The following is a 25,015-nucleotide window of genomic DNA, read 5'->3' as shown; positions in this document are numbered from 1 at the left end:
TAGAGATGAGGACTCAAGGTGACCGACGACTATCGTCACCCAAAGTGTTACGTCAATCTTCATGGCGGTTGCTCTTCCAAGATATCGGGTGAACATTTTATCTCCCACAGCCTAATAAAGCTGTACACGTTCGACGATCCGGAGATTAAGATTCTTCATGACCACGGCTTCGGGATCCCACACCCCGTGAGCCCCAAGAATTTTTATGCGAACGTGCTGTGCACTACGCATAATAATTCACTAAGTCCAGCGGATAGCGCCGCGCTGGATTTTGCGACATTTCTCCGCAAGATTGCCATTCAATACCTCAATGGAAATGGGGAGTGGGGGGAGGATGAGGTCATCGAAGTGTCGGGAGATGACTTTCAGAGATGGGTCTTGAAGCTGCTTGCCACACATGCGGCTGCCTCCGCCTTCGCTAGTCGCGGCTCGAAGGTCGTCAGCCCCATAACCGAAGAAGCAGTCCACCTTCTGCTGGACAAGGCAGCATGGCCGATAACCTGGGGGTTGTGCGTCGCTAAGGAGCCAGGAAACACTTACCTTAAATTTGATCCGTTCACGGACATAGCCTCAGTGACCAGTAACTGGTGGTCGGCCCATCCATTTTTTAGAAACGGTGACACGGCCTTGTGTGGCGGTGTTGTGGAACTTGCAGGAGTGGGCTTCGGGTTGACCCTGTTCAATCAAGGTAGGGAGTCGTTGGAATTCGATAGCCTTGACAATCCGATTCGCCGATCACTACAGCGTCCCGCATATATGGAATGGGAACTGAACGGAGTCAAGAAGCGGATAAACTTCATTTGGGATGACAGCCGGCACTCGTTCGGAGTCACGTACACGATGGTTCGGTAGAAGTCGTCTTGACAGGATTCGAACCTGCGACACCGCTTTAGGAGAGCAGCCGATGCCCGATTGCCGGGCATTGATGGTGTGGGCATCGTTTGTAGGCGTGGTTCCACCTGCGGATTCGTCGTTGGGTTCGTTGGTGACAATCGGCTGTGTGTGTCGAGGCGCTGGGTACGAACCGCGTACGAAAGTCGCGGGGTGTGATGCTCCGCGACTTCGTCGTGTCCGGACCACTGTTGGCCCTGGGCTGGGGTGCACACATAGGGGCTGGCTCACCGCCTGCCCGAAAGGCCTGCCTGTCACGCGCGAGGCTCACAGGTCAAGGGTGGCGAATGCCATCGGCGAAGCTGATGCCATCGGTGCCCTTGAGGCGTGAGGGGCGCGGGATCACAACGCAGTCCAACCCAGAGCAGGGCCACGCGGCCACCGATCGCGATACCACCCACCTCACCGCGGATTCCGTTCAGCAATTCAGTCGCACCTGGTGAGCGGCTCGGTAATCGGGCAGAGTGCCGGCCTTTTCGGCTGACCGGTGACGGCTCGGTGACCAGGTACGCAGGTCCGGCGGGTCAGGTCTATGAGGCAAGCGAGCGAAGCTCGTGCGGCAGCACCGTATTGGAGTGGGTGCGCTGGGAGCCGTCGATGGGCAGAGTGCCGGCCGAATCGGGCTCGGTGATCCGTTCAGCAATTCGCTGCCGTGCACACGTCGTGCCGCGTCCATGGCTCGGGTCGTTGCCGCTCTGAGCAATTCAGGTGTCGGATCGCCTATCGGTAGCGCGTGGGTGCCGCCGACGCGCCCGGCGGCCCGCCAGCGCAGCCAGGGCCGTCGGTTGCGCGGCGGTGGCGCGCATGCGCCGCCGCAGGCGCCTTGACTCTATATAGCGAAATTCAGCAACAACTCCGTGAGGTGGCGGGCGCTGGGCCACTGAGGCGTCCGACACGCGGCCTTGTCGTGGAATCGGTTGCCGTTCTTGCGATTCCGCTCGGCTGCTCGAGTAGGCTGGTGATCACCTCCAGCTCAGGGGCGGTGTGGCAGCTGGTCCAGGCCGCATCGCGCCGAGGAAGGAGGTGGTGGGAGATGGCGAAACATCGCCGGGCAAAGAGCAAGGCCCCGGTCGACTACGGCATCGTGCTTGCTACAGCTGCCGTGATCGCCGGGGCGCTCATGCTGGTCCGCTGGTCTAGGGGCTAGGTGACCCATCAGGTGGGGCGTCGCGCCAACGACGTCCCACCGCCCAGCAATCACTCGCGTGACGACTCAACTGTACTGGTTGCACCGAGTCACAGGCGACTTTGAGGGGAAACTAAAGCGAAAATCGCCGAGCCTGTCTGGCTGAGTCCCCCTGGCTGACCGCCCGCTTACCCGGGAACGGATGCATGCCCTGAGATGGCTGGCCGAAGCCGATACCTTGGATGTATGGCGCAAGACCTCGTGAGATGGGCGGCAGAACTCGCACACGAACACCTGCACACACTGCCGCGCAGGTTGCGGCACGTCGAAGGCGTAGCGCGGCGTGCGGCGCTAGCGAGTGACATCGTGGACGATCCGGCGTTGCTGATAGCTGCGGGCTGGCTGCATGACGTGGGGTACGCGCCAAGCCTCATCCGAACCGGGTTCCATCCGGTCGACGGTGCCGCGTTTCTTCGGCAATTAGACGCATCCGACCGGCTGTGCGCTCTTGTCGCGAACCATTCATGCGCCTGTGTGGAAGCACGGAACCGCGGAGTCACCATCGACTGGCCAGACGAACGAACACCGCTGCGTGATGCGCTCTGGTGGGCCGATATGACAACCACAGCCGACGGCGCGGATGTGACTCTGACCGAACGTTTGGCGGACGTGTACCGCCGGTACGGAGAAGCCGATGTGGTTGCCCGGTCTGTGCGTGAAGCCGAACCGGCGTTGCGGGAGGCTGTCGACCTAACCGAAGGCCGGTTGCGACTTCAAGTGAAATAAGGCTCGGCCGGCGGTTGCAGTCCGCGTTGGATTCTTGCCCTGATCGACGGATCGATATCGAGCCCCGAGATTTCCTCATGAGGGACCCACCGCACCGCCTTGGATTCCGAGCTGGTCGTGGGCGTTCCGCTGATCGGCTCTGCCGCGAAGCAGATCGAGAATTCCTGTCTGACCTCGCCGTCGTCGTAGGCGATAACGTGGCGCGGGTCCGAGAAGATCCCGACGATTCCGAGGGGTCGGACTTGGATGCCGGTCTCCTCGGCGACTTCTCGTACTACCGCGTCGGCAACTGTCTCTCCAACTTCCATCCCTCCGCCGGGAATCGAGTACTTGTCGTTGTCGGTGCGGTGGATCATGAGGATTCGTCCGTCTGAGTCTTGGACGAATGCGCTGACCGCAACTTTGAGGCTGTTCGCCTCTGGGGCTTCGGGGTCGTTGAAGTAGTCGATTCTCATGCCACGCTCGCCTGTAGGTCTGCGGGCTTCGAGCCAGCCCAAACCTGTTCGAAGCTGGTTACATACGTTTCGAAGAGGTCTCCGCCCGCCAATCGGCGAAGGTGCATCGCAGGGGCGTAGGCCCCCGGCTGTCCGTAAACGTGCATGTTGACGATCATCTCGTCGTCGAACCGAAATACGGAGTTGTACAGCGTGGTGTCGTGGTAGCGAAGGTCCACACCGTCGATCGAAGCCAACGGCGTGATCAGGGATAAAGCATTTCGGATGCGCGCTGAAACGGTGCCGTCGGCAAGACGTTCCTCACTGCTCCGCTTCTTCGCCTCGTCCGCTTTCGGATCGCCGAACAGAAGCCGAATCGATGTGCCGCTCGCGGCCTTCTGCTTGATCTTTCGAGTAAATGACGGGTCTTCAGCGAGGAACAGTCCAGCGAGCACGAGGATCTCGATTCGATCGTTTGCGTTGTCGAGAAGCCTGCCCCAGAGGTCAGCAGGTACCGAACTGCGATGGGGAAAGACTTTCACGACCTCAGATTCGGCTATGGCTGAACGTCGTTCTGGGGAAACAGCATCCGGCCAGAGATAGTTCACGGTCTCCTTGACCAGGGAAGCGACTGCGTGTCGGTGCTTGGGGTACGGAACACGACCTTTGGTGATCCACCGCTCGACAGTCTTCTGATCGACACCGGTCGCCTCGGCCACATGGTCGATGTTCACGCCGTTGCGTAGCAGCGCTTCACGAAGTCGCTCGTTTGCCATTCCATCTCCTGGGACGAGTAGGGACGACTTAATCGTAGCTAGGACGTCCCTAGATGTCCAGGTATGCGGTCTTCATGTCTCGGAATTTCTTGGAAAGTACTGGTCAGCAAGGGATTCCGATCCACCGAGATGACACAAGACATACGACAAGGAGCTGATTTCGATGGCACTCAAGGGCTACCGCTTCCCCATCTCCCACGCCGAAGCCTTTCCGCTGGGCTTGGTGCTGGTCGGCCAGATCGAGCCGCTGACCAAGTACAACCAGGACCGCAACGCTGCCCCTGAGCAGCGCTACGACTTCGACCCGAAGACCGGCACCGGTTCGGGCCTGCTGATGTGGAAGGCCACGGTCACCGATCCGTCGGAGACCAACTCCAAGCGCGCCAGCTTCCAGCTGATCTTCCTGGCAGATGTTCAGCCGGTGCCGTCGACTCCTGAGGTGCTGCCGGGGATGCGTCAGGTCGAGCTGGAGGGCCTGCAAGCCGAGCCGCGCGTGATGGGGCAGGGCGAGTTCAAGTACCAGGGGTTCAACTTCTACGCCGGTGGCATCAAGGGCGACAACTCCGGCGCGAAGGTCAACCAGCCCGCCGCCGCGAAGGCTGCGTGATCGCCATGTCGCACATCTCCACCTCGGCTGGGTCCTGCGATCAGATCGGCGCCGTCTATCACCCGGCCACGACCACCGAGCACGGCTACACCATTCCGGCATCGGTGTGGATCTGCCTGGATAGCGACCGCAGCAGCTCGCACGCGACGATGTTCCTGAACATCGAACATGTGCGTGAGCTGGCACAGCGATTGCCGGAACTGCTGATGGCTCACGATGCCGCCGAGCACGCTCGCATCGAGCAGCTGGCCGCCGAGAAATCTGCGGCTGAGTCCCGGGCGGCGTGACCGTGAGCGCGGCGGATCAGCAGTCCAAGGGAATGGCGTGGGCTCGCTGGTCCGCCGTCCTCGTGGTCGTTGTCATCGGCGTTGCCGCGTTCGTGTTGTCGTTCGCGGCGTTGGAGGACCTCGCGAAGAAGGCCCATACCCCCGAAGGGCTGGCGTGGTTGTTCCCGATCATCGTGGACGGCACCATTATTCAGGCCACGATCGCTGTGCTGGCGTTGGCCGAGAGTGACGACCGTAAATGGTTCGAATGCGTCCTGGTCGCTGGGGCTGCGGTCTCGATCGGCGGCAACATCGCTCATGCCCTGGTGTCCGGTCACGGTGTCGGTGCTGCCGTGCTCGCGGTGATCGCCCCGGCTGCTCTGCTGATCGACACCCACGGCCTGGCGGTGCTACTGCGCACCCGCCGACCCGTCCCGACTGAACCTGTTGAGCCCGTGACGGATTCCGTACCCGTCGAATCCTCATCCCCCGAACCCGTGGCCCCGGAATCTCCGGTCGCCGAACCCCCGGCCCTAGAACGTGTCCCGGTGTCTGTGCCGGTGCGTTCCCCGATTCCCACGCCTGTCCGGCCCGTTGTTCCGCCGAAGCGTGTGGCTCAACCTTTCCAACCCCCGCGTCCGATACCAGTCCGGCCGGTCGCGGTTCCTGTCAACGGAGGCAACTGACATGGCAATCATGACGATTCACCACAGTGACTACCGGCTCAATTCCCACGCTATCGGCACCGACCTCGCCGCCGCCTATATCCCCGCGATAGGCATGGTGATGGTCTGTGTCGGCAACGGATCGCTGTGCATGGTCCCCGACCAGGCCGCCGAGCTGATCGAGATGGTCACCGCGGCTCTGGACTCCCACATCTCCACGCAGGCGGTGGCGTGATGTTCCTGCGTGAGCGCTTCGGATTCCCGCCCCCGCCAGTGCGGATGGAGACCGGTTACGACCCGGATCAGGACGTGATTTTCCTCAAGGTCGGCCGCAAGGGGGTTGGGCTGTCGCCACGAGATGTGTCCTGGCTAATCGAGGATCTGCTGGATTCCGTGAACGAGCAGGCCCGAAATGCAAGGTCGGACAACAGCGTTGCTCGCGACTCGGAGGTGGCGTGATGTACACGTCGTCGCTTCTGCCCCTGGGCGTGGTGTTCGCCGCAGTGATCGTGTCAGCGGCTCCAGCTGCTGAGGCCGTTACCGGTGAATGCTCGATGTTCTGCCAGAACCAGCCGTCGCGTCCGGCTCCTGGCCAGTGCTCGATGTTCTGCGAAAAACCGGCACCTCCGCGCGATGACAGTGCGTGTGGCCAGTTCTGTGTACTGAACAACACCTGGGATCGAGGTGGACGGTAATGAGTTTGGCAACCACCTTGGGTCCGCTGGCAGCAATAGCCGGTGGTGTGGGCATGACGGCACGGATGGCGTACTGGTCGCGGCAGAAACCTGTGGCTCGTGTGGAGACGGTCACCGATTGGGTGGCTGCGGCACCGAACGGGTTGAAGGCTTCGATCCTGGTGTTCTGCGACCGCCGGCAAGAGTTGATGCTGTGGCGTGAGCTGGGATTCGGCTCCGAAAAGGAGGGTTTCCCTACGGTCCTGGGTGTCGAGTACACCGCCTACGGGCTGGATGTGGACGTGCAGATGCGGGGCGGACACAAGGTCAGCGACTGGACCGACCAGGAAACCCTGGACGCGTTCGCCCAGTACATCGGCGTTCCCGAAGTCACTGCGATGTCGTCGTTTCCCGGATTCATCCGCGTCCAGGTCAGAGTCCACGACACCCTCGCCGACCCGGTCCCGGTGCCGGTGCCGGTGGAAGTTCCTGATCATGTGGACTTGGAGGCCGTCTGCGCAGGGGTGTTCGAGGACGGGCAGGGTTGGACTGTTCCGGTCCAGGGCCGTCACATCCTGATAGCCGGTGGTATGGGTTCGGGTAAGTCGAGCGTGTTGTGGTCGCTGGTCAACGGGATGGGTCCGGCGATCCGTTCCGGGCGGGTGGATCTGCGGGTGATCGACCCGAAGGGTGGCATGGAATTCGGGTACCTGGAACCCTTGTGCACTCGCTTCGCCTGCACCGGCGAAGAGGAAATGGTCGGCCTGCTCGAGGAGACCGTCACCGATCTGCAGGAAGCCACGCAACGGTATCGGGGCAAGGTCCGCAAACCCGTTCCTACACCACAGAACCCGCTGGTTGTCACGATCATCGATGAGGCCGCCACTCTCTCGGCGTTCTCCACCCCGAAGATGCAGGCCCGTTTCGAACGCGCTCACGGTCTGCTGCTCTCGCAGGGTCGGGCGCCGCTGTATTCGGTGATCGAGACGGTGATTGATCCGTCGAAAGAGAATGTGCCGCAACGGCAATTGCTTCCGTACCGGGTCGGTATGCGCATGGACGAAGCCGCCCAGGTCGCCATGATCCACGGCCAGGGCGCCCGTAACCGTGGCTCCTACTGCGACCGTATCCCGCACTCAACACCGGGCGTTTGCTACGTCCAGGAAGACGGCAAGGCCGGTTTCGCGCGGGCTCGGGCGTTCATGGTCACCGATGCTGATGTGGACCGGATCGTGGCGCAGTACAAGCCGGTTCCCCGCCCGGTCGACCTGGCCGACTTCGCTCAGGGGCGTGCGGCATGAGGACAGGGTTTGTCATGGAGTGCCACGTGGTCATCTACTGCGACGGCTGCGGCGACATCTACACCGAGAACACCGGCGAAGGCATCTGCTTCGACACTGTCAACCAGGCTGTCGGCTACCTCAACGCCCGATCCGCTGGTGTCGGCTGGGTCTATGACGGCGACAAGGTCGTTTGCGACGGCTGCCAAGCAATGGCCCGCTGCACCGAAGCCGGCCACACCTTCCCCGACCGCCGTGTCTCCCTGCGGCGGCTCACCAAAGCCACTCATCCCCGCACCTGCACCGTGTGCGGCATCCACGAAACCGAGGCCCTGTCATGAACACCAACAGCCGCTACGACGACAACGTCATCGACATGCAAGCCCGCCGCCGCTGCCAGCTGCAAGCCCGTGGCCTCGCCCCTGTCACGGTCGCGGTTCACGTGCTGGCCGAAACCGGCGCACTCCCGGCCTGGGGCACCGATGACTACGACGGTGGGGACTGGGCGGCATGACCAGCCAATGGATCCTCTCCCCGGTCCGTGCCCGCTACCTCGCCTGGTACCGCTACCGGCGTCGTTGGACCCGCCTCATGACCGCCGCCCGCCTCACCCGCCCTACCGACGACGGCACCACCCGAGTCCCACGCTTGTTGTCGGTCCGTATCGGTGAGACCACCGACCGGGTTCGGGTGCGGATGCTCGACGGGCACTGCCCCGCCGACTACGAAAACCGCACCACCCACCTCGCCAACGCCTTCGGTGTCCAAGGCTGCGACGCCGCAATCGTCGCCGCAGGAACCATCGAAATCGTTCTACACCAACAAGATTCGCTCAAATTTGCTGCTCCATCGGACGACGTAGACGACGTGGCATGACCGAACTTATCGACGGAGGCCGGACCAGGGACACCAGCCCCGATCCGGCCTTCAGGCCAAATGCGAAGGGGGACACCACGTTATGACCGCACCGATCATCGGCATCGCCCCCAACCGGGAAACCGCTGCCGACCGACGCGCGATGCCCGACATCAACGACATCGCCGAATCAGCCGCCGAGAAGGAAGGCGTGTGCGCTCGGGTAGTCCCGATGCGGGCGTTCGATCCAATCACCTCCCGCACCTCCTACGTCGGCGCCCCCTGCAAGTCCACGAACGCCACGACCTGCCCGGCGTGCGCGAAAGCCAACCGGTACCTGCGTATGACCCAGCTGCGCGAAGGCTGGTGCGCCGAACACGAAACCGTCGACACCACAACCGAACCGACCCAGGCGCAGCAGGATGTATTGGGCGGTCGCGCGATCCTTTTTACCGATTACCACGACGCTCGCCGCGACGGCGATCATGAACTCGCGGACGCGATCAAGGCTCTGGTTGCCGAGCTCGATATCGAGCTGCGTGAACTCGGTGTCCGCGGTCGGCTCCCGGCTCTGGACGAGAAGCCCCGCCGTAAAGCCAAGTCCACCCGTCGCCGTGACGACGTGCCGGACCTGCCACGTAAGAAGGTCAACAAGGCGCTGACGGTGGGTACCGCCTACGCGAACGGCAAGTACCGGCCCTCGACATTCTTCACCCTCACCCTGGACTCCTACGGGCACATCAACAAGGTCCGCGACCCTGAGACCGGCAAGATGGTGTCTGACGGTTCACCGCGCGACCCCGAGTCCTACGACTACACCCGCCAGGCCCGCGACACCATCCACCTTGCCCGGTTGTTCGACCGGTGGATGCAGAACCTACGCCGGGCGGTCGGCTGGAACGTCCAATACTTCGCGACCGTGGAACCGCAGAAACGTGGTGCCCCGCACCTGCACATCGCTATCCGAGGCTCGATCCCCTCGCAGCTGCTGTATCAGGTCACCGCGGCTTCCTATGTCAACATCTGGTGGCCGCACTTCGACACCCCCGTCTACACCGAGGCGAACATGCCGCAGTGGGACTATTCGGCCGGCACTTTCACCGACCCCCGCACTCACAAGCCGCTGACCTATTGGGATGACGCCCTGGCGGTGATGGACACCGTGGACGATCTCGAACCGGCCCACACCATGAAGTTCGGGGGTCAGTCCAAGGCGGTGCAGATCCTCGGCGGCTCGGAGGAGATGGACACCAAGGTTCGGTATCTGACGAAGTACCTCACCAAGTCCATCGGGGAAGTCCTCGAGACCGACTCGACCCGTGTTGCGGTGCATTACGACCGGCTCCACGCCGAGCTGCAGCAGACCCCGTGCTCGCCTCGGTGTGGTGTGTGGTTGCGCTACGGCATCGTCCCCAAGGGTGCCACCGAGAAGACCCAGCCGGGTAAGTGCAAGGGCAACGCGCACCGCCGCGACACCCTCGGCCTGCCCGGTCGGCGCTGTTTGAACTCGGGCAAGTGGTCGGGCAAGACGATTCCCGATCACAAGGCCGATCGCCTCGACTTCGTGCGCGCCGAGCTCGCCCGCGTCGGCATCCTCAAGCCGGATACCTCGCACCTGCGGATCACCCCGGTCGGGCCTGGTGACAAGGACGCGCCGCCTCGTTCGCATCTGGTGATGGCGCTCGTGGCTGCCCGGATCAATCAACGCGCCGAGTACACAAAAGCCCGCCTCGCCATGGCCGACAGACCACCAGGCGATGGCGGTCACACACCAGAAGTTGTTGTGCCACACGATATTTCGATCATTCAGCAATCGGCAGCATAGAGGGGAACCTTGATGGAGACATACGGAGTCTGGTGGTACACAACCGAGGAGGTTGCTCGGATGTTGAGTGTTGACGCGTCCAGCTTGCGGCGTTGGCGGACTGCTCGCCCACCGCAAGGTCCGCCGTTCGTACAAGTGTCCGATCGCGTGGTCCGCTACAGCGCAGCCGACGTGGAGTCGTACTTGCAAAGCAAGCGTGTCGATCCGATGGCGGCGTGATGGCTGATCAGGTACAGGTGATCCCGCTCGGCGTCCCGGTTCGGGGTGATGTCGAGATCCGGGACCGCGCGAAGTCCTGCCGGGCTCGGGTGCGGTGGGTCGATCCGACCACGAAAAGGCGGTGCTCGAAGTCGGAAGCGTTCGACACTCGCGAGGAAGCGGACGAGTGGATAGATCGCATTCGGCAAGCTGCGGCAAGGGGTGTCGATCCGAAGGCCGCGACGGCGACTCTGGCTGAGTACGGGACTGCGAACTTGGACTTGGCGTTTCGCGGCGTCGAGCCAAAAACGCTCGATCCGTACCGCGCTGGCTGGCGTCGTCGGGTTGTGCCCACTGTGGGTCATCTGCCGGTCACCATGATCACGGCTGGTGTGGCTGATCGGGCCGTCGGCATCTGGATCGCGGATGGGTGCACCAAATCGACGGTGAAGAACACGCTGGCCGCCTGGGTGAGGGTCATGGACCAGGCCGTGAGGGATGAACTGATCGACCGTAACCCGGTGCAGGTGGTGGGATGGCAACGCCAGTTTGCCCAGCACGAGGATGAACTCGATGATCCGAGGTCGTTGGCTTTGCCCGACTGGCAAACACTCACCAAGCTCGCTGCGGCACTTGTCGATGCATCGACGGACAAATATCAATGCTGGGGTGACGTGGTGATCTTCGAGGCGTGCACCGCTACCCGCATCGGTGAAGTGTCAGGGTGCCGAGTGGCCGACATCGACACCGACCAGTGGGTGTGGACGCTGCGCCGCCAGACGACTCCCGGCCCTGGCGGCATGAAGGACAAGGGCACCAAAGGTAGACGAGCTCGCAGGATTCCGATCATCGAGGAGCTGCGACCACTGGTACTCAAGCGGATCGCGGCGGCCAATGATCGGCCGGATGCTCGGCTCTTCGTCGGACCACGAGGCGGCAGGATAGCAACCGGCGTGCTGCGGCGGGCCACACACTGGGATGACGTGGTCGCCAAACTCGGCTACGAACATCTTCGTCGGCACGATCTACGGCACACCGGATTGACCTGGTTCGCAGACGCGGGCGTACCCCTGTATCGGCTCCAGAAGATCGCCGGGCACACCGACCCACGGATAACGCAGCGATACCTCCACCCCGATATGCAGGGGCTCACCGACGACGGGAATCTGCTCTCACAACACCTACGGTCCCCACGTGGTCCCCAACTGCGAGTGGTCGGTGAATGACAAAACCCCTTCCGATACTGGTCGGAAGGGGTTTTTCTTTGTCGGGATGACAGGATTTGAACCTGCGACCACTTGACCCCCAGTCAAGTGCGCTACCAAGCTGCGCCACATCCCGGTTGCGCCCGCGTGCGGGCGCTCGAAAAGATTACCTCAGGGAGGGTCGAGACACCGAATCGCCTGGTTGGCGGCGTGGCGGGGTGGTGTGAGAGTTACAGCGGTGTAACTCGGGCAGCGGCTCGAGGGTCGTCCGCTACAACGAACCAGACGTCGAGGGCGGTGCCGTTGCGGCGGCCGATGAGGCGGACGTTGTCGCCTGCTTTGAGGGGTTTGATGTATTCGATGACGGTGCGGTAGGGCCCGGATATCAGGTCGGTGTGGGCGGCGAGAAGTTCTTCCAGGGCGGCGAGGTAGACGGCGTTGTTGACGTGGTCGAGCCAGTCGATGTCGGCGACGCGCAGCGGGAAGGGTCGTTCGTGGACGGCGGGTTCGTCCGGTGCGGGGATGGGGGTGGTGAGGGCAGCTTTCCAGCGGAGTCGGTGTTCGGTGGTGTCGGCGAGCATGGGGGCCATGAAGCGATCGCTCATGCGGGCCGGGACACCGGATTCGGTGCCGAAGTGGATTAGGAAAGCTTCGGTTTCGACGAGGCCGCCGTTACTGCCGCAGATTTGGACGCGCATGTTGCACCAGCGGTTGGAGAGGCCGGAGCACCAGCGGCGGAGGGTGGCGTGTTCGCCGAATTCGATGGGCTTCAGTACGTCGATGACAGTGCGGCGCACCACCCAGCCGCGGTGGGTGTCGCCGTCTTCGACTGCGTCGAGGTGGTCGAAACCGATATCTTGGAGGTAACGGGCGATGGCGTCGAGGCGTAGGCGTTGGTCGCTGTCGGTGTCCGCGAGGCGCACCGGCCAATCCGTCTGGAACGGGGATCCGGTGGTAGGGCGTTCCGACAGCACGCTGGGAATGACCATGATCCGAATAATGCCAGTTCGGGGCAGTTCGGACGCATTCCGAGCCGCTCGCGTCGCGTATCCGGGGCAATTCGGAGCAATCCGTGTTTTTCGCCGTCATCCGGCGTTGGCAACCGCAGGGGAAGCCGACCGTCGAGCACGCGCACACAACCCCTGCCGCACTCTGTTCCGGGCCACCGCACGGGAACTCCGACCCTCCTAGTTGCCCCGGTCGACAGAGACAAACAGAGACCCGACCGAGGGCGGTAGAAGCCTTCGCGCACTGCCACGCCGCCAACACCGTGGCGAGTGCCCGATCGTCTGTGCGCCCTGAGAAGGGCCACCGTGCGGCGGACCGACAACAGGCCCTGTTCGCGGACGGTCAGGAGACGGACAATTCGGCGTCGCCCTGGTCGAGGATTCGGGCCAATTCGGCGGGGACGGGCATGGGAGTGCTGATGCCGACCGCGGCGCGGCCGGTATTGCCGATCGGGACACGGCCCACCGACGAGCCCAGACCCGCTACCGACAGTCGGACCAGCTGACCGAATGCTTCGCCGCGGTCGTGGCAGCGCAGAGCCAGGCGCAGCATGTGCCAGTGGGCGCGGGTATGCGGCCACGCCCAACGCTGGGACAGGATGTGCGCGCGTTCCAGTGCGTGCCACATTTCATCGAGATCTGTTGTGGTGTAGGCAGATTCCAGGGCGGCTTCGAAGGCGACGCGGACTGCGGACGGAAGGGGAGCCATGGTTTTCCTCCTGGGGTGGTGTCACGAACCAGACTCGTCCAGCGGTGCGTCGGGCGGCTTGAACAAACCTGCTGTCCAGCCGACCGGCAGCTCATCGACCCAGCGAATGCCTCTGAACGCCGATGGCGGAGCGCCGAACATGCTGCGGCACACACGCGTCAGATGGGCGCTGTCGGCGAAACCCGCGCCATGCGCGACAGCGGTCAGCGAGTGGCCAGCCGCGAGCAGTTCGACGGCACGCTGCAGCCGCAACCATCGGACATAGGGCCGGAACGGCAGACCGATCTCGGCAGAGAAGACATGGGCCAGGCGGCTTTCCGACAGGTGCACAGCATGCGCGAGTTCGGCCAGTCGGATGGGGCCGCTGCTCAACCGGTGCGGAAGCAGCCGCAGCACTTCCGACACCGCAGGATGACGCGTCGGACCGCCCGTCGCGGAACTCGAACCAGTCTCGGGCAGCCATTCCATCGCTGAGCCTTGACGCACGATCGAATGCGGCGGATGCCTCACCGAGCTGGATCGCACCGCCGAATTCACCCACGCACATAGGACATCGGGCTCTCGGGGTACCGCACCTACTACCTCGCTCGGTCTGCCGATTCCTGTTGGCGGCTCGTTGCCTGCGCGCGGATGCGGTCCGGTCGCCGGTCGCTGTGGGGCACCAATGGATTGACCAGCGCGGACCCAGCCATCCACCGCCGCAAGCGGATTCGGCCACGTTCTGAGCTCCGAACCCACAGCGGACTCCGGATCGATGTGCACGAGAATCCCATCGGCCGCACCGTGCACAATCGCATGCGGCACATCGGGCGGGATGACAGCGGACCGGCAGACCAGCTGCTCCCCCACCGCGTCCTCGAGCACGATGTCGCCACGAGTCGTGATCACTTGCACGGTGTGATGAGCATGCATGGCCGCAGCACCCACTGCGCCGGTGATCACCAGAAGACCAGGACGCAGCACCGCCAGTCCCGCCCACCGAAGTGGGTCCCCGTCAGCGACCTCACCCATCCCCTCAGTGTCGGCCCGTGCGGGGCGGAGGAGAAATCCGCCCATGAAGGCCCGCACAATGCCTGAGTGCGGAACGGGGCCGAGCCCGCTCCCAGAGTGATCGGACAGCGACTCGGATGGGATCCCCGTCGGGCAAGGAGCTTGCGCTGCGGTGTGCAGGCTCCTAGCAGGGCGTGAGGGGCTCCCAGCAGCGCACCCCCAAGAGCCGATCCCGCTAGTCCCGCTTCCAGGCACCCGAGGCAACCGCGGCGTGCACGTAGTCGGCAAAGTCGATCGGCTCGCGGCCGAGGAGACGTCGGACCGTGTCGGTCACGGTGGCATTTCGGCCGTCGAGGAGAGTGGCAAAGATGTCGAGCATGCCGGCGACCTCTTCGTCGGGCATCCCGAATTCAGATGTCAGCACCGCACCGAACTGCGCGCCGGTGACGGGGACGTACTGGACATTCCGACCGGACTCCGTGGCGATTGCGTCGACCGCGTCGCCGAAGCTCAGCAGTCGGGGGCCGGTCAGTTCGTAGTCCTGGCCGGCGTGCCCGTCCTCCGTCAGCGCGGCGACGGCGATGTCCGCGAGATCGCCGGAGTCGATGAAGGGCTCTAGCACCTGACCGGCGGGGAAGGCGACTCCGCCAGCCGACACCATATCGGTGAAGACGCCCTCGTCGAAGTTCTGGTTGAACCATGCGGCCTGCAGGACCGTCCATTCAACGCCGCTCTCGCGCACGGCCTGCTCGGCCGGAGCCGCCTGGTCTTCACCACGGGCGGACAAGAGCACGAGTCGCTGGACGCCATTCGCCACGGCGAGTTCGCTGAACGCCCGGATGGTGCCACCGGCGCGGGGATCCCCGATGTCGGGGGTGTACATGAGGAACACTCCCTGCACACCCTGGAGCACCGACGCCCAGGTGCTGCGGTCCTCCCAGTCGAACGGGATCTCCGCGGAGCGAGACCCGATGCGGACCGGAAATCCCTTGGCGTTCAAGCGATCCGCTACTCGACGACCCACCTTGCCGGTGCCTGCGGTGACCAGGATGGTGTTGGTGTTGTTCTGCGTTGTTGTCATGCTCCCAGTCAACCCGGACGGGGGGTCGACAGACCATCGGCGAAAGACTCGGCTCCATGTCTGTGCGTCTACGGCACGGAGTCCGACGGCCGAACACTCGTCATGCCGACGGGAATCACGAACGCTCCGTGCGTGAAATCTCGTGTATCAAATCTCGTCGGGCTTCGAATACATCAGCAGGTCATTTCACGACTTCGATTACATCGCCGGGCGATACATGGTGGTACAGCGCCTCGGCACCCTCGGGTGTCATTCGTATGCAACCGTGCGACTGTTCTTCGATCGGTCCGATATGAGTGGCGATGTCGCCGTTGAAGAACACTGCCCAGCGCATCGGCGCATTGTGCATCGTGCTCCAATGGTCTTCCTTCTTGAAAGCGACGCGGAAGACGCCGGGAGGCGTTTCATATCCCGGTCTACCGTGCGAAATAGGCGTCGGGCCGTAGGTCACCTTGCCGTTGTCCAGCAACCATGCCTGATTGGTCGAGAGTTGCATGCATACTCGCGAGGCCTCGGTGGTGCACGGCGCGATGACCGGAGCGGGCAGAGGCGGGATCAATGCTGGTACACCCGGAATGTCTGGGCCGCCCGGCCACAATGGTTCGGCGGAGGCGGGGGCCATGACGGCGAGTCCGGCCGATACGACACCGATGAAAATCATCGATCGGGCCGCCCATTCGAGTAAGCGCTTGTTGCTCATGGCGTTTCTGACCTCTCTACCCATGCCCGTCACCCTGAGTACCGCCTGCCAGGGCGATGGGGCCATCTCGTCGGCACAAGCTCGGAACCAGCTGGAGGTGTTGAAGATCATTGTGAACCGCATTCCTGATCATTGCGGGTTTTCCATTCATATTCACCGCATCAATTGAGTGATCAAGATCGAGAATTAGTCGCAAATAGCGGCGAAAACCCGCCAAACCTTCCGACTGGTCGGAGCTGATGTGTTTATCGCACGATTGCCCCCGCACAACCACATACCCGACCACGGTGGCGGCAAGAACGCGCTACCGTTGCGATCGAGCGCTGATCGCGCTTGCGGCCCGAGTTCATCTCACGGATCGACGAGACCGAAAGGCCGGTTCACGGCGAAGGAGCGACTGATCTTGCCACCAAGTCTTGCACTCCTGTTGTCCACAGCGGTCCAAACCACCATTTCGACCACCGGTTGCGGGTCCCCCATCGACACCGCAGGCGCCCGAGCGGCCGGCCCGCCCGAGACGTTGCCTGCGCAGCGGCCGCGGCCGAGCCGCACAGCGACTCTCGCGGTAGCAACCTGCCTCCGCCACCTCCTGACCGCACCCGAGAAGTCTCTCCTCGACGCCTCGGGTGCTGCCGAACTGAAGAGCGTCGACCGCTTCGCCGGCACACCCGCCACCTCGACTACGCGCAGCCGATGACTCCGTCGAGCAAACGTCGGAAAGTCGGTGCGGCCCTTCTTGTCCTGACGATCTCGTACTACGTCGCCGAATTGATCGTCGCGTCACGCTGGCCCGCACCCCATGCCTATAGTTGGGCACGAAACATGATCAGCGACCTCGGCGTCCCCGAATGCCTCGGTGACATGCGCAAGTACGGTGACGGCACACCCAGCGGCCGGTACATCTGCTCGCCGTGGCACGCGCTGATGTCCACCGAGTTCGTGTTGCTCGGCATCCTGCTACTCGGCGCCGCCATCCTGCTCTCGCCACTGCTGCCGAAAACCCCACTCGGCAAGGCACTTCCGTATCTGGCCGCAATCAACTGTCTTGGCATGGTCCTCGTCGGCACCTTCCCGGGCAGCTCCGGCGCAATACTCGGCGGCAGCAGAATTCGCGCCGTAGCGCATCCGGTGGGCGCGTACCTCGAATTGCTGACCGGCATCGTGATCATGGCGATAGTCGCCTACCTCTACCGGTCGTATCACGCTTACACCGCAATCACTCTCGTGCTGCTCGCCGCAAGCTTGGTGGGCGTGGTCGCCGGACTCACGACCACATATCCGGGCATGGAACCCGGTGCCGCAGAACGACTCGCCATAGATCCTTTCGTCTGGTGGCGGATCACGACCGGTATTGCGCTACTCCTCGCACCCGCGCGATTGGCCACGCGCCGCGCATCGTGAGCGGCCCCGCGAACAGCTCACCTTGCATCTGGACAACGCAGCATCGGTCGCCCCTTCCCTACGACCCGATCTCATCGGGATGTTGGTGTTCGCGAACCTCCGGCCGCTGCAGAGCTACCGAAAACGCGAAGTTCTATCCAAGGCGCGAGGAAGGTCGCGTGGCAGGTTTGGCCCGGTCACGATCGGAGGGGCGCACGCCGTGTCGGCATACGCCCCTCCGAGTACGCAACGGTGACAAACGATTTCGTCGCCGTGGCGCCTACTTCTTGCGCTCGCGCTTCTCGCGCACGCGGACCGACACCCGCACCGGCGAACCGTCGAAGCCGAACTCCTCACGCAGCCGACGCTCGATGAAGCGCCGGTAGCCCGCCTCCAGAAAGCCGGTGGTGAACAGCACGAAGGTCGGCGGGCGGGTCGTCGCCTGGGTGGCGAACAGGACGCGCGGCAGGCGGCCGCCACGCATGGGCGGCGGGGTTGCCGCAACCACTTCCTTGAGCCAGTTGTTCAGGCGGCCGGTGGGGATGCGCTTGTCCCAGGATTCCAGGGCGGTTTCCATTGCGGGGACAAGCTTTTGGACGGCGCGGCCTGTGTGGGCGGAAATATTCACCCGCTGTGCCCACGGCACGCGGACCAGGTCCCGATCGATTTCGCGATCGAGTTGCAGGCGGCGGTCCTCGTCGACGAGGTCCCACTTGTTGAAGGCGAGCACCAGCGCGCGACCGGAGTCGGCGACCATGCTGATGACCCGCAGATCCTGTTCGGTGATCGGCTGCGAGGCGTCGACCAGCATGATCGCCACCTCGGACGCCTCCAGCGCCGACTTGGTGCGCAGCGAGGCATAGAACTCCATGCCACTGGCATGGGAGACCTTGCGGCGCAGACCCGCGGTGTCGACGAACTTCCAGACCTTGCCACCCAACTCGACCAGCGAGTCGACCGGGTCGACCGTGGTGCCTGCAACGTCGTGGACCACCGAGCGCTCGTCGCCGGCCAGTTTGTTGAGCAGACTGGACTTGCCGACATTCGGCTTGCCGACCAGCGACACCCGGCGCGGGCCGGTGCCGCCAGAACCCTCACGCGGGGTTTCCGGGAGCACGGCGAGGACGTCGTCGAGCAGGTCACCGGTGCCGCGACCGTGCGCGGCCGAAACCATGCGCGGTTCACCGAGACCGAGTGACCACAGGGCGGCGGCCTCGGATTCGATCTTCTGATCGTCGACCTTGTTGGCAACCAGGATCACCGGGATCTTGGCCCGGCGCAGCTTCTTGACCGCGGCTTCGTCGGTGGCAGTCGCGCCGACCACCGCGTCCACCACCAGCAGGATCGCGTCGGCGGTGCTCATGGCCAGTTCGGCCTGGCGCGCCACCGACTGCTGCAGACCCTTGGCGTCGGGCTCCCAGCCACCGGTGTCCTGAACCAGGAACTTGCGACCGGACCAGTTCGCCTCGTAGGACACTCGGTCACGGGTGACACCGGGAATGTCTTCCACGACCGCCTCGCGACGGCCGATGATCCGATTGACCAACGTCGACTTGCCGACATTGGGGCGGCCGACCACGGCAAGGGTCGGCATCGGAATATGCGCGTCGACATCGAATTCACCTTCGAGATCGACCATCTCCCAATCGGATTCATCGCTCCATACGCCGTCACCGGCGATAACATCCTCGCTCACTTGGCACCTCCCATCCGGCTCGTCGAAACCTGTAGGCGCACAACGCGAAACAGCTCGTCGATGACTTCGTCCATACTCATGTCACTGGTGTCGACCAGCACCGCATCCTCGGCGGGACGCAGCGGCGACACCTTGCGGGTGGAGTCGAGGTTGTCGCGACGCTGCACGTCGGCAAGCACGGCCTCGTAGTCGTCGCCGCGCCCCTCGCGGATGTTCTGCTGGTTACGCCGCTCGGCGCGTGCCTCCGCCGAGGCGGTCAGGTAGATCTTGGCGTCCGCGTCCCGCAGCACGACGGTGCCGATATCGCGGCCTTCGACCACGATTCGCTGTGCGGCGGAGGTGATGTCGCGCTGCAGAGCAACCAGCAGATCACGCACCTCCGGCACGGCGGACACCGCGGAAACGGCCTTGGTGACGGCATCGCCGCGGATCTCCGACGACACATCGATACCGTCGAGCAAGATGACTTCCCGGCTCGGGTCGGTGCCGATCGTCAGCGGCAGCTCTTTGACGGCCGCACCGATCGCCGCGGTGTCGGTCAGTTCGAGGCCTGCGCGCAGCACGCGCAGCGTCGCCACCCGGTACATCGCGCCGGTGTCGAGGTAGCTGGCGTCCAAACGAGTCGCCAGACGACGCGAGACGCTGGATTTGCCGGTGCCCGAAGGTCCGTCCATCGCGACGACAAGTGGCGAAGTGCCCGATAGCTGCGCTGTTCCGATCCCCAGATCGCTGCGCTCCCGCCCGCCGGGGGCCTCGACCGGAATCTCCACACCGTTCACAACGACACCGCCTCATACAGTTTGCCGACTTCATCGCGACCGAGCACACGCAGCGTGCCGGGCCGTTGATCGCCCAACGCGACCGGACCGATATTGGTGCGCACCAGCCGGGTCACCGGGTGGCCGACGGCATCGAGCAGCCGGCGCACGATGTGCTTGCGTCCCTCGTGCAACACCAGCTTCACCAGAGAACGTCCCTCGCCCAGTTCGAGCACCTGGAACTTGTCGACCTTCGCGGGGCCGTCCTCCAGCTCGATACCGTCCTTGAGACGCTTGCCGACCGACTTGTTGACCTCGCCGTTCACTGTCGCCAGGTAGGTCTTCGGTGTCTCGAACGAGGGATGCATGAGCCGGTGGGCGAGATCACCATCATTGGTGAGCAGCAGCAGGCCTTCGGTGTCGGCGTCGAGCCGACCGACGTGGAACAGGCGTTGCCCGGCCGCGATGCGCTCGGCGACGATATCGCCGACGCAGGGACGTCCGAGGTCGTCGGACATGGTGGACTGCCAGCCCTTCGGCTTGTTCAGCGCGATGTGGACGAGTTCCTCGCGCACCATCACGCGGGTCCCGTCGACACGGACAACGGCGGTCTGTGGATTGATCCGCAGACCCTGCTCGGTGACAATGGCGCCGTCGACCTCGACGCGACCCTGCTCGATCATTTCCTCGGCGGCGCGCCGTGACGCGACGCCCGCCTTGGCGAGCACCTTCTGCAACCGTTCGCCTTCACCCGCAGGCAGCTTGACGTGGCCTTCGGCGACGGGCTCGACGTGCTGCCGCTTGGCAGGCTTGGCGTTGTTCAGCAGTGTCGGCGCGACAACTTTGCGCTCCGGCTTCGGATTCTTGGCCTTGCGTTGGCTCGCCCCGGCTGACGGAGACTGTGCGGGCCGACGCGCGGCGGCGCCTTCCGAGGCACCGCGGTAGCCACCGCCCTGCGACGAACCACGCTGTGCGGCACCGCCTTGCGCGGATCCACGGTACCCGCTGTCGCTGGGCGAACCGCCACGGTAACCGCCACCCTGCGACGAACCACGCTGACCGGCACCACCCTGCGAACTGCCGCGGTAACCGCCGTCGCCCTGCGAACCGCCACGGTAACCGCCACCCTGCGAACCACCGCGATAGCCACCCTCGCTCTGCGAACCGCCGCGGTAACCGCCCTCGCCCTGCGAACCGCCGCGGTATCCGCCGCCCTGCGCGGGACCACGCTGACCACCCTGCGAACCGCCACGATAGCCACCACCCTGGGAGGAACCACGGTAGCCGCCCTCGCCCTGCGAGCTACCCCGGTAGCCACCGCCCTGCGACGAACCACGCTGACCACCCTGCGAACCACCGCGATAGCCACCGTCGCCCTGCGAGCTACCCCGGTAGCCACCGCCCTGCGACGAACCGTGATGGCCGCCCGCTCCCTGTGAACTCCCCCGTTGCCCCCCTTGCGGACCGCCGCGGTAGCCCCCGCTCTGCGAAGATCCGCGGTCGCTTCCTCCCCAGGAAGCTCCGCGCTGTGTCTCTCCCCGTTGTGCCGAGCGGGCTCCTCGGGAGCCTGCGTCACGGCCTGCGCCGCCTCTGGTGGGCTGGTCGCTTCGTTTTCTACGATCCGGTGTGCCATCTCGGCGAGCGGGCGTATTCATGTTGTCCTGTCAGTCCTCGGTGCCGAGGTCCAAATCGGCCTCGGCGGGTTTCCTCAGCCTGGTGTAACGGGGATCCGTGTCCAGGCTCTCGTTGATCTCATCGATCAGGTCGACGCCCGGAAGTAGGGGCGCCAGTGGCGGCAGATCGGTCAGCGACGGGAGTCCGATCCGTTCCAAGAACAGTTCGGTCGTGCGGTACTGCGTACCGTTCGTCTCCGGGTCGACCCCGGCCTCGGCGATCAATCCCCGAGCCAGCAGGGTTCGCATCACCCCATCGACGTTCACGCCGCGCACCGCGCTGACCCTGGTTCGGGTCACCGGCTGACGGTATGCCACCACCGCCAGCGTTTCCAACGCCGCCCGCGTCAATTTCGACCGGGCGCCGTCGAGCAGCATCCGTTCCACATACGGCGCGTACTCGCTGCGAGTATAGAAGCGCCAACCGTCCCCGACGAAACGCAGATCGATACCACTGCCCCGCGCGGACAGTTCCGCCGACATTTCCCGCAGTGTGCGATCCACCCGCGCCGGGGTGTCCGCCAACGCGTCTGCCAGCAACTCTACCGGGGCCGGAGCGTCGACAATCAGCAGCATGGCTTCCAGCGCCGACCGCAATTCGTCGTCGTCGAGCGACTCGGGGGTGAACTCCGCCACTGCGTCGCTGGCGGAGTCGTCTTCGGTGTGCTCGCCGGAAGCTGTCGCTCGCGGTGCATCGGCGTCGTCACGGTCGGGATCTGCGTTCGGACGACTCTGCGCACCGGCGTCGGCGGTGCCGTCGTTGTCCGCGATCGCACCCGCGGCTCGAGCATCGCCCGCCGAAATGTCGACGGTGACGTCGCCGTTCTCGCTCACCCGTAGTCCTCCTCGATAGTTACGGCGTCGGCCGTCTGCACGGTGTCGTCCTTCGGGTCGCCGATCCAGCTGACCGAGAGCGGGCCGAGCGGGTCGGGCTGGTCGAACTCGATCGTTTTGCCGCGGTACAGCTCCAACAGGGCCAGAAAACGGGCGACGATCTGGATCGGCACGTCGCAGTCGACCACCAGTTCACCGAAGGTGGTCCAGCCGCCCGGTCCACGAAGCTTCAGCATTTCGAGCACGATGGCGGCCTGCTCGGCGACCGAGATGGCGTGCGAGTGCAGGTGGTCGAGGCCGACCTTGGGCACCGGGCGCGGCCGGAACGCCGCGGCGGCGATGGCAGCGAACTCGTGGGCGTCGACCCCCAGCGTCACCTCGGGCAGCAACTCGGCGAAGCGCTCCTCCAACCCGACCGCACGCGGGTAGCGTCGCAGCGCGACGGCCTCCAGCTCACCGAGCAGCTCGGCCACCTGCTTGAACGCGCGGTACTGCAGCAAACGCGCGAACAACAGGTCGCGCGCCTCGAGCAGTTCGAGGTCCTCGGCGTCGGTCATCTCACCCGACGGCAACAGCCTGGCCGCTTTCAGGTCGAGCAATGTGGCCGCGACGACCAGGAATTCGGTGGTCTGGTCCAAGATCTTGTCGGCACGCAAGGCCTCCTGCTTGCCGCCCTCCGCGCTCGCCGTCAGCGCCGCTGTCAACGCCTTCGTGTAGGCGATGAACTCATCGGTGACCTGGTGCAGCGCCACCTCGGTGACATCGAGCTTGCGCGAGCTGATCAGCGTGAGCAGCAGATCGAACGGTCCTTGGAAATTGCTCAGCCGCAGATGGAAGCCGGTCTGCTGACCCGAATCGCCCGTACCGACGACAGACTCCGAGCCGAGCGTTTCCGTGGTTGACGATGGCGCCGGCTCAGCCGCTCGCGTCACCGGCCGGACCGGTGGATGACTTCCCGCGCCATCGCCCGATATGCTTCGGCCCCAGCAGATTTCGACGCCCAGGTGGTGATGGGTTCGCCCGCGACACTGGCGTCGGGGAACCGGACGGTGCGCGAGATGGCCGTATCGTAGACCAGATCGCCGAACACCTCGACAACGCGCGCCATCACCTGGCGCGAATGTAGTAGCCGCGCATCGAACATCGTCACCACGATGCCGTAGAGGCTCAGCCTCGGGTTGAGCCGATCGCGCACCTTCTCCACGGTGTCGTTGAGCAGTGCGAGCCCGCGCAGCGAGAAATATTCGCATTCCATCGGGATGATCACACCATCCGAGCAGGCCAGCGCGTTCACCGTGAGCAGGCCGAGCGACGGCTGGCAGTCGATGAGGATGTAGTCGTAGCGGTCGCGCACCGGCTCCAGCGCCCGCGCCAGCGTCTGCTCCCTACCCACCTCGTTGACCAGCTGGATCTCCGCCGCCGACAGGTCGATATTGCTCGGCAGCAGGTGCAGGTTCTCGACGCGGGTCTCCATCAGCACGTCTTCGATGGACACCTTGGAACCGATGAGCAGGTTGTGCACCGTCAGATCGAGATCATGGTGAGCCACACCCAATCCCGCCGACAACGCGCCCTGCGGGTCGAGATCGACGAGCAGCACCCGCCTGCCGAATTCTGCGAGCGCCGCACCGAGGTTGATAGTCGAGGTCGTCTTGCCGACGCCGCCCTTCTGGTTGCACATGGCAACGATCAGGGCGTCGCCGTGGCGCTCGAGCGGAGCCGGGTCGGGAACCACACGCAGTGGCCGCCCGGTCGGGCCGAGCGCCGCGTCTTCAGGGACCGGTTCAGCGCCGCTGCCCCACAGCGTCTCCGCCGCGGCCGCCGAGTACGGACCCTGCGGGGTATCCGTAAGCGGCTGCGCCCCAGCACTGATCGGCGGCTCTGCCGCACTGGCTGTCGTCACGATCCGCTGCTCCTTATACGTTCCTACCCGTTGCCTCGCCGAGCGTAGCGAGGCCGATCGGGCCCGACCTCGCTTTCGTACGGTCCAGCTCTCGAAAGAACGCTACCGCTTGACTGTGTCCAACTACCGCGCCTCAGCGCGGCGTGTTCGCAGTGAAACGTTACCTCTCACTCTCTCACCGCCACTCGGGTCCGCCGTCGAAATGGACGTCGAACCGGTCGTGTAGCTCGTCCATACTGTCCCAATCCGCCTCGCCTCGGGCGATGCGACCGAGTTGCCGGAAGTATTCGAACCGGACGATACCCGGTGTGAGCACCGCCAGGAACTCTGCCGGGCCGTCTGCCGAAGCACCGAACGCGTGCACCGTGCCCGGCGGGACCACGACCAGGCCACCCGAGGACACCGACTGAAGTTCGCCGTCGACAAGGAATTCCATGGTTCCTGCGAGCACGTAGAAGATTTCCGTCGACTTGGTGTGGTGATGCGGACGTGTTCCGTTCGCGCCCGCCTGCAGGACGAGCCGATTGGCTCCGAACAAGCCATCGGAGTTCTCGCTGTCCTCCAGCAGCCGGAAGGAACCGCCGCCGGGCAGCGACACCGCTTCGACGTCCGACTCGTGGACGATGAAAGCCTTTGACATTCAACTCACCTCACTTGTTCAGCTGACACAGCGACGAGCCGACACAGCAACGACTC

The 25,015-nt window shown here is 64.3% G+C and carries 29 protein-coding genes, 2 tRNA genes and 1 pseudogene; 16 read left to right on the top strand and 16 right to left on the bottom strand.

Annotated features, from left to right (window positions below; genetic code table 11):
- Window positions 1–18 precede the first annotated feature (18 nt).
- Window positions 19–852, top strand: coding sequence for a hypothetical protein (locus tag AB0M74_RS32100; protein WP_366530054.1), 834 nt, complete (start codon window positions 19–21; stop codon window positions 850–852).
- Window positions 853–862: 10 nt separating this feature from the next.
- Here the strand turns inward: AB0M74_RS32100 and AB0M74_RS32095 are convergent.
- A tRNA-Arg gene (locus AB0M74_RS32095) sits at window positions 863–919 on the bottom strand.
- A 1,314-nt stretch (window positions 920–2,233) separates the two neighbouring features.
- On the opposite strand from AB0M74_RS32095, the gene AB0M74_RS32090 reads away from it, so the two are divergent.
- Window positions 2,234–2,803, top strand: coding sequence for an HD domain-containing protein (locus AB0M74_RS32090; RefSeq protein WP_366530053.1), 570 nt, complete (start codon window positions 2,234–2,236; stop codon window positions 2,801–2,803).
- Here AB0M74_RS32090 and AB0M74_RS32085 read toward each other — a convergent pair.
- Together AB0M74_RS32085 and AB0M74_RS32080 are read right to left on the bottom strand one after the other, a co-directional pair.
- On the bottom strand, window positions 2,791–3,258 hold the full coding sequence (locus AB0M74_RS32085) for an NUDIX domain-containing protein (protein ID WP_366530052.1): 468 nt from the start codon (window positions 3,256–3,258) through the stop codon (window positions 2,791–2,793). The genes AB0M74_RS32090 and AB0M74_RS32085 overlap by 13 nt on opposite strands.
- Window positions 3,255–4,013 carry a DUF5919 domain-containing protein gene (locus AB0M74_RS32080; protein ID WP_366530051.1) on the bottom strand — a complete coding sequence of 253 codons (759 nt, stop codon included), beginning with the start codon at window positions 4,011–4,013 and terminating at the stop codon, window positions 3,255–3,257. Before AB0M74_RS32080 ends, AB0M74_RS32085 begins: the two co-directional genes overlap by 4 nt.
- A 163-nt stretch (window positions 4,014–4,176) precedes the next feature.
- On the opposite strand from AB0M74_RS32080, the gene AB0M74_RS32075 reads away from it, so the two are divergent.
- The 12 genes from AB0M74_RS32075 to AB0M74_RS32020 all read left to right on the top strand — a co-directional run bounded on the left by AB0M74_RS32075 (window position 4,177) and on the right by AB0M74_RS32020 (window position 11,609).
- Window positions 4,177–4,620 carry a hypothetical protein gene (locus tag AB0M74_RS32075; protein WP_366530050.1) on the top strand — a complete coding sequence of 148 codons (444 nt, stop codon included), beginning with the start codon at window positions 4,177–4,179 and terminating at the stop codon, window positions 4,618–4,620.
- Between the two features lie 5 nt (window positions 4,621–4,625).
- Window positions 4,626–4,907: a hypothetical protein gene (locus tag AB0M74_RS32070; RefSeq protein ID WP_366530049.1), complete on the top strand. Its 282-nt coding sequence runs from the start codon at window positions 4,626–4,628 to the stop codon at window positions 4,905–4,907.
- A 2-nt stretch (window positions 4,908–4,909) separates the two neighbouring features.
- Complete coding sequence (locus AB0M74_RS32065; protein WP_366530048.1) at window positions 4,910–5,572, top strand: DUF2637 domain-containing protein; 663 nt, start codon at window positions 4,910–4,912, stop codon at window positions 5,570–5,572.
- Window position 5,573: 1 nt separating this feature from the next.
- Complete coding sequence (locus AB0M74_RS32060; RefSeq protein WP_366530047.1) at window positions 5,574–5,786, top strand: hypothetical protein; 213 nt, start codon at window positions 5,574–5,576, stop codon at window positions 5,784–5,786.
- Window positions 5,783–6,010, top strand: coding sequence for a hypothetical protein (locus AB0M74_RS32055; RefSeq protein ID WP_366530046.1), 228 nt, complete (start codon window positions 5,783–5,785; stop codon window positions 6,008–6,010). Before AB0M74_RS32060 ends, AB0M74_RS32055 begins: the two co-directional genes overlap by 4 nt.
- Before the next feature lie 235 nt (window positions 6,011–6,245).
- Window positions 6,246–7,526 (top strand): FtsK/SpoIIIE domain-containing protein, encoded by a 1,281-nt coding sequence (locus tag AB0M74_RS32050; RefSeq protein ID WP_366530045.1) that lies wholly within the window; start codon window positions 6,246–6,248, stop codon window positions 7,524–7,526.
- Entirely contained in the window at window positions 7,523–7,846 is a 324-nt protein-coding gene (locus tag AB0M74_RS32045) for a hypothetical protein (protein WP_366530044.1), read from the top strand. The genes AB0M74_RS32050 and AB0M74_RS32045 overlap by 4 nt, the downstream gene beginning before the upstream one ends.
- Window positions 7,843–8,019: a hypothetical protein gene (locus tag AB0M74_RS32040; protein ID WP_366530043.1), complete on the top strand. Its 177-nt coding sequence runs from the start codon at window positions 7,843–7,845 to the stop codon at window positions 8,017–8,019. Before AB0M74_RS32045 ends, AB0M74_RS32040 begins: the two co-directional genes overlap by 4 nt.
- The gene (locus tag AB0M74_RS32035; RefSeq protein WP_366530042.1) at window positions 8,016–8,381 is read left to right on the top strand and encodes a hypothetical protein; all 366 of its coding nucleotides are present in this window, start codon (window positions 8,016–8,018) and stop codon (window positions 8,379–8,381) included. Before AB0M74_RS32040 ends, AB0M74_RS32035 begins: the two co-directional genes overlap by 4 nt.
- Window positions 8,382–8,463: 82 nt before the next feature.
- A complete protein-coding gene (locus AB0M74_RS32030; RefSeq protein ID WP_366530041.1) occupies window positions 8,464–10,185 on the top strand; it encodes a replication initiator in 1,722 nt (573 codons plus the stop codon).
- Window positions 10,186–10,197: 12 nt separating this feature from the next.
- On the top strand, window positions 10,198–10,404 hold the full coding sequence (locus tag AB0M74_RS32025; protein ID WP_366530040.1) for a helix-turn-helix domain-containing protein: 207 nt from the start codon (window positions 10,198–10,200) through the stop codon (window positions 10,402–10,404).
- Window positions 10,404–11,609: a site-specific integrase gene (locus AB0M74_RS32020; RefSeq protein ID WP_366530039.1), complete on the top strand. Its 1,206-nt coding sequence runs from the start codon at window positions 10,404–10,406 to the stop codon at window positions 11,607–11,609. Before AB0M74_RS32025 ends, AB0M74_RS32020 begins: the two co-directional genes overlap by 1 nt.
- Before the next feature lie 41 nt (window positions 11,610–11,650).
- On the opposite strand, the gene AB0M74_RS32015 is transcribed toward AB0M74_RS32020, so the two are convergent.
- From AB0M74_RS32015 to AB0M74_RS31990, 6 genes are all read right to left on the bottom strand, one after another.
- A tRNA-Pro gene (locus AB0M74_RS32015) sits at window positions 11,651–11,724 on the bottom strand.
- Between the two features lie 94 nt (window positions 11,725–11,818).
- On the bottom strand, window positions 11,819–12,577 hold the full coding sequence (locus AB0M74_RS32010; protein WP_366530038.1) for an acyl-ACP thioesterase domain-containing protein: 759 nt from the start codon (window positions 12,575–12,577) through the stop codon (window positions 11,819–11,821).
- Window positions 12,578–12,938: 361 nt separating this feature from the next.
- On the bottom strand, window positions 12,939–13,304 hold the full coding sequence (locus AB0M74_RS32005; protein WP_366530037.1) for a DUF3703 domain-containing protein: 366 nt from the start codon (window positions 13,302–13,304) through the stop codon (window positions 12,939–12,941).
- Between the two features lie 21 nt (window positions 13,305–13,325).
- Window positions 13,326–14,315 (bottom strand): helix-turn-helix transcriptional regulator, encoded by a 990-nt coding sequence (locus tag AB0M74_RS32000; RefSeq protein ID WP_366530036.1) that lies wholly within the window; start codon window positions 14,313–14,315, stop codon window positions 13,326–13,328.
- Between the two features lie 214 nt (window positions 14,316–14,529).
- Window positions 14,530–15,375 carry an NAD(P)H-binding protein gene (locus tag AB0M74_RS31995; protein WP_366530035.1) on the bottom strand — a complete coding sequence of 282 codons (846 nt, stop codon included), beginning with the start codon at window positions 15,373–15,375 and terminating at the stop codon, window positions 14,530–14,532.
- A gap of 181 nt (window positions 15,376–15,556) precedes the next feature.
- Window positions 15,557–15,871, bottom strand: a complete 315-nt coding sequence (locus AB0M74_RS31990; RefSeq protein WP_366530034.1) for a L,D-transpeptidase — start codon at window positions 15,869–15,871, stop codon at window positions 15,557–15,559.
- On the opposite strand from AB0M74_RS31990, the gene AB0M74_RS31985 reads away from it, so the two are divergent.
- Together AB0M74_RS31985 and AB0M74_RS31980 are read left to right on the top strand one after the other, a co-directional pair.
- Complete coding sequence (locus tag AB0M74_RS31985) at window positions 15,870–16,244, top strand: hypothetical protein (protein WP_366530033.1); 375 nt, start codon at window positions 15,870–15,872, stop codon at window positions 16,242–16,244. The genes AB0M74_RS31990 and AB0M74_RS31985 overlap by 2 nt on opposite strands.
- Before the next feature lie 524 nt (window positions 16,245–16,768).
- Window positions 16,769–17,476: a hypothetical protein gene (locus AB0M74_RS31980; RefSeq protein WP_366530032.1), complete on the top strand. Its 708-nt coding sequence runs from the start codon at window positions 16,769–16,771 to the stop codon at window positions 17,474–17,476.
- 259 nt (window positions 17,477–17,735) lie between these two features.
- Here AB0M74_RS31980 and der read toward each other — a convergent pair whose 3' ends face one another.
- The 7 genes and pseudogenes from der to AB0M74_RS31945 all read right to left on the bottom strand — a co-directional run bounded on the left by der (window position 17,736) and on the right by AB0M74_RS31945 (window position 24,959).
- The gene (gene der / locus AB0M74_RS31975) at window positions 17,736–19,151 is read right to left on the bottom strand and encodes a ribosome biogenesis GTPase Der (RefSeq protein ID WP_366530031.1); all 1,416 of its coding nucleotides are present in this window, start codon (window positions 19,149–19,151) and stop codon (window positions 17,736–17,738) included.
- A complete protein-coding gene (gene cmk / locus AB0M74_RS31970; protein ID WP_366530065.1) occupies window positions 19,148–19,825 on the bottom strand; it encodes a (d)CMP kinase in 678 nt (225 codons plus the stop codon). Before cmk ends, der begins: the two co-directional genes overlap by 4 nt.
- Window positions 19,826–19,926: 101 nt before the next feature.
- Window positions 19,927–20,733: pseudogene (locus tag AB0M74_RS31965) on the bottom strand (pseudouridine synthase); the annotation flags it as partial.
- An 840-nt stretch (window positions 20,734–21,573) separates the two neighbouring features.
- Window positions 21,574–22,218, bottom strand: a complete 645-nt coding sequence (locus AB0M74_RS31960; protein WP_366530064.1) for an SMC-Scp complex subunit ScpB — start codon at window positions 22,216–22,218, stop codon at window positions 21,574–21,576.
- A 194-nt stretch (window positions 22,219–22,412) separates the two neighbouring features.
- The gene (locus AB0M74_RS31955; protein ID WP_366530063.1) at window positions 22,413–23,246 is read right to left on the bottom strand and encodes a segregation/condensation protein A; all 834 of its coding nucleotides are present in this window, start codon (window positions 23,244–23,246) and stop codon (window positions 22,413–22,415) included.
- 98 nt (window positions 23,247–23,344) lie between these two features.
- The gene (locus AB0M74_RS31950; RefSeq protein ID WP_366530062.1) at window positions 23,345–24,220 is read right to left on the bottom strand and encodes a ParA family protein; all 876 of its coding nucleotides are present in this window, start codon (window positions 24,218–24,220) and stop codon (window positions 23,345–23,347) included.
- A gap of 274 nt (window positions 24,221–24,494) precedes the next feature.
- The gene (locus AB0M74_RS31945; RefSeq protein WP_366530030.1) at window positions 24,495–24,959 is read right to left on the bottom strand and encodes a cupin domain-containing protein; all 465 of its coding nucleotides are present in this window, start codon (window positions 24,957–24,959) and stop codon (window positions 24,495–24,497) included.
- Window positions 24,960–25,015: the final 56 nt, after the last annotated feature.

Source organism: Nocardia sp. NPDC051463 (assembly GCF_040681975.1).
In the GTDB taxonomy this organism is placed as follows: domain Bacteria; phylum Actinomycetota; class Actinomycetes; order Mycobacteriales; family Mycobacteriaceae; genus Nocardia.
This window is presented reverse-complemented; position numbering and strand designations above follow the sequence as displayed.

Coding starts and splice junctions, on each gene's coding strand:
- AB0M74_RS32090 (WP_366530053.1), top strand. CDS start 2,234: ATGGCTGGCCGAAGCCGATACCTTGGATGTATGGCGCAAGACCTCGTG.
- AB0M74_RS32085 (WP_366530052.1), bottom strand. CDS start 3,258: ATGAGAATCGACTACTTCAACGACCCCGAAGCCCCAGAGGCGAACAGC.
- AB0M74_RS32080 (WP_366530051.1), bottom strand. CDS start 4,013: ATGGCAAACGAGCGACTTCGTGAAGCGCTGCTACGCAACGGCGTGAAC.
- AB0M74_RS32075 (WP_366530050.1), top strand. CDS start 4,177: ATGGCACTCAAGGGCTACCGCTTCCCCATCTCCCACGCCGAAGCCTTT.
- AB0M74_RS32070 (WP_366530049.1), top strand. CDS start 4,626: ATGTCGCACATCTCCACCTCGGCTGGGTCCTGCGATCAGATCGGCGCC.
- AB0M74_RS32060 (WP_366530047.1), top strand. CDS start 5,574: ATGGCAATCATGACGATTCACCACAGTGACTACCGGCTCAATTCCCAC.
- AB0M74_RS32050 (WP_366530045.1), top strand. CDS start 6,246: ATGAGTTTGGCAACCACCTTGGGTCCGCTGGCAGCAATAGCCGGTGGT.
- AB0M74_RS32045 (WP_366530044.1), top strand. CDS start 7,523: ATGAGGACAGGGTTTGTCATGGAGTGCCACGTGGTCATCTACTGCGAC.
- AB0M74_RS32040 (WP_366530043.1), top strand. CDS start 7,843: ATGAACACCAACAGCCGCTACGACGACAACGTCATCGACATGCAAGCC.
- AB0M74_RS32035 (WP_366530042.1), top strand. CDS start 8,016: ATGACCAGCCAATGGATCCTCTCCCCGGTCCGTGCCCGCTACCTCGCC.
- AB0M74_RS32030 (WP_366530041.1), top strand. CDS start 8,464: ATGACCGCACCGATCATCGGCATCGCCCCCAACCGGGAAACCGCTGCC.
- AB0M74_RS32025 (WP_366530040.1), top strand. CDS start 10,198: ATGGAGACATACGGAGTCTGGTGGTACACAACCGAGGAGGTTGCTCGG.
- AB0M74_RS32020 (WP_366530039.1), top strand. CDS start 10,404: ATGGCTGATCAGGTACAGGTGATCCCGCTCGGCGTCCCGGTTCGGGGT.
- AB0M74_RS32010 (WP_366530038.1), bottom strand. CDS start 12,577: ATGGTCATTCCCAGCGTGCTGTCGGAACGCCCTACCACCGGATCCCCG.
- AB0M74_RS32005 (WP_366530037.1), bottom strand. CDS start 13,304: ATGGCTCCCCTTCCGTCCGCAGTCCGCGTCGCCTTCGAAGCCGCCCTG.
- AB0M74_RS32000 (WP_366530036.1), bottom strand. CDS start 14,315: ATGGGTGAGGTCGCTGACGGGGACCCACTTCGGTGGGCGGGACTGGCG.
- AB0M74_RS31995 (WP_366530035.1), bottom strand. CDS start 15,375: ATGACAACAACGCAGAACAACACCAACACCATCCTGGTCACCGCAGGC.
- AB0M74_RS31985 (WP_366530033.1), top strand. CDS start 15,870: ATGCATACTCGCGAGGCCTCGGTGGTGCACGGCGCGATGACCGGAGCG.
- AB0M74_RS31990 (WP_366530034.1), bottom strand. CDS start 15,871: ATGCAACTCTCGACCAATCAGGCATGGTTGCTGGACAACGGCAAGGTG.
- AB0M74_RS31980 (WP_366530032.1), top strand. CDS start 16,769: ATGACTCCGTCGAGCAAACGTCGGAAAGTCGGTGCGGCCCTTCTTGTC.
- cmk (WP_366530065.1), bottom strand. CDS start 19,825: ATGGACGGACCTTCGGGCACCGGCAAATCCAGCGTCTCGCGTCGTCTG.
- AB0M74_RS31945 (WP_366530030.1), bottom strand. CDS start 24,959: ATGTCAAAGGCTTTCATCGTCCACGAGTCGGACGTCGAAGCGGTGTCG.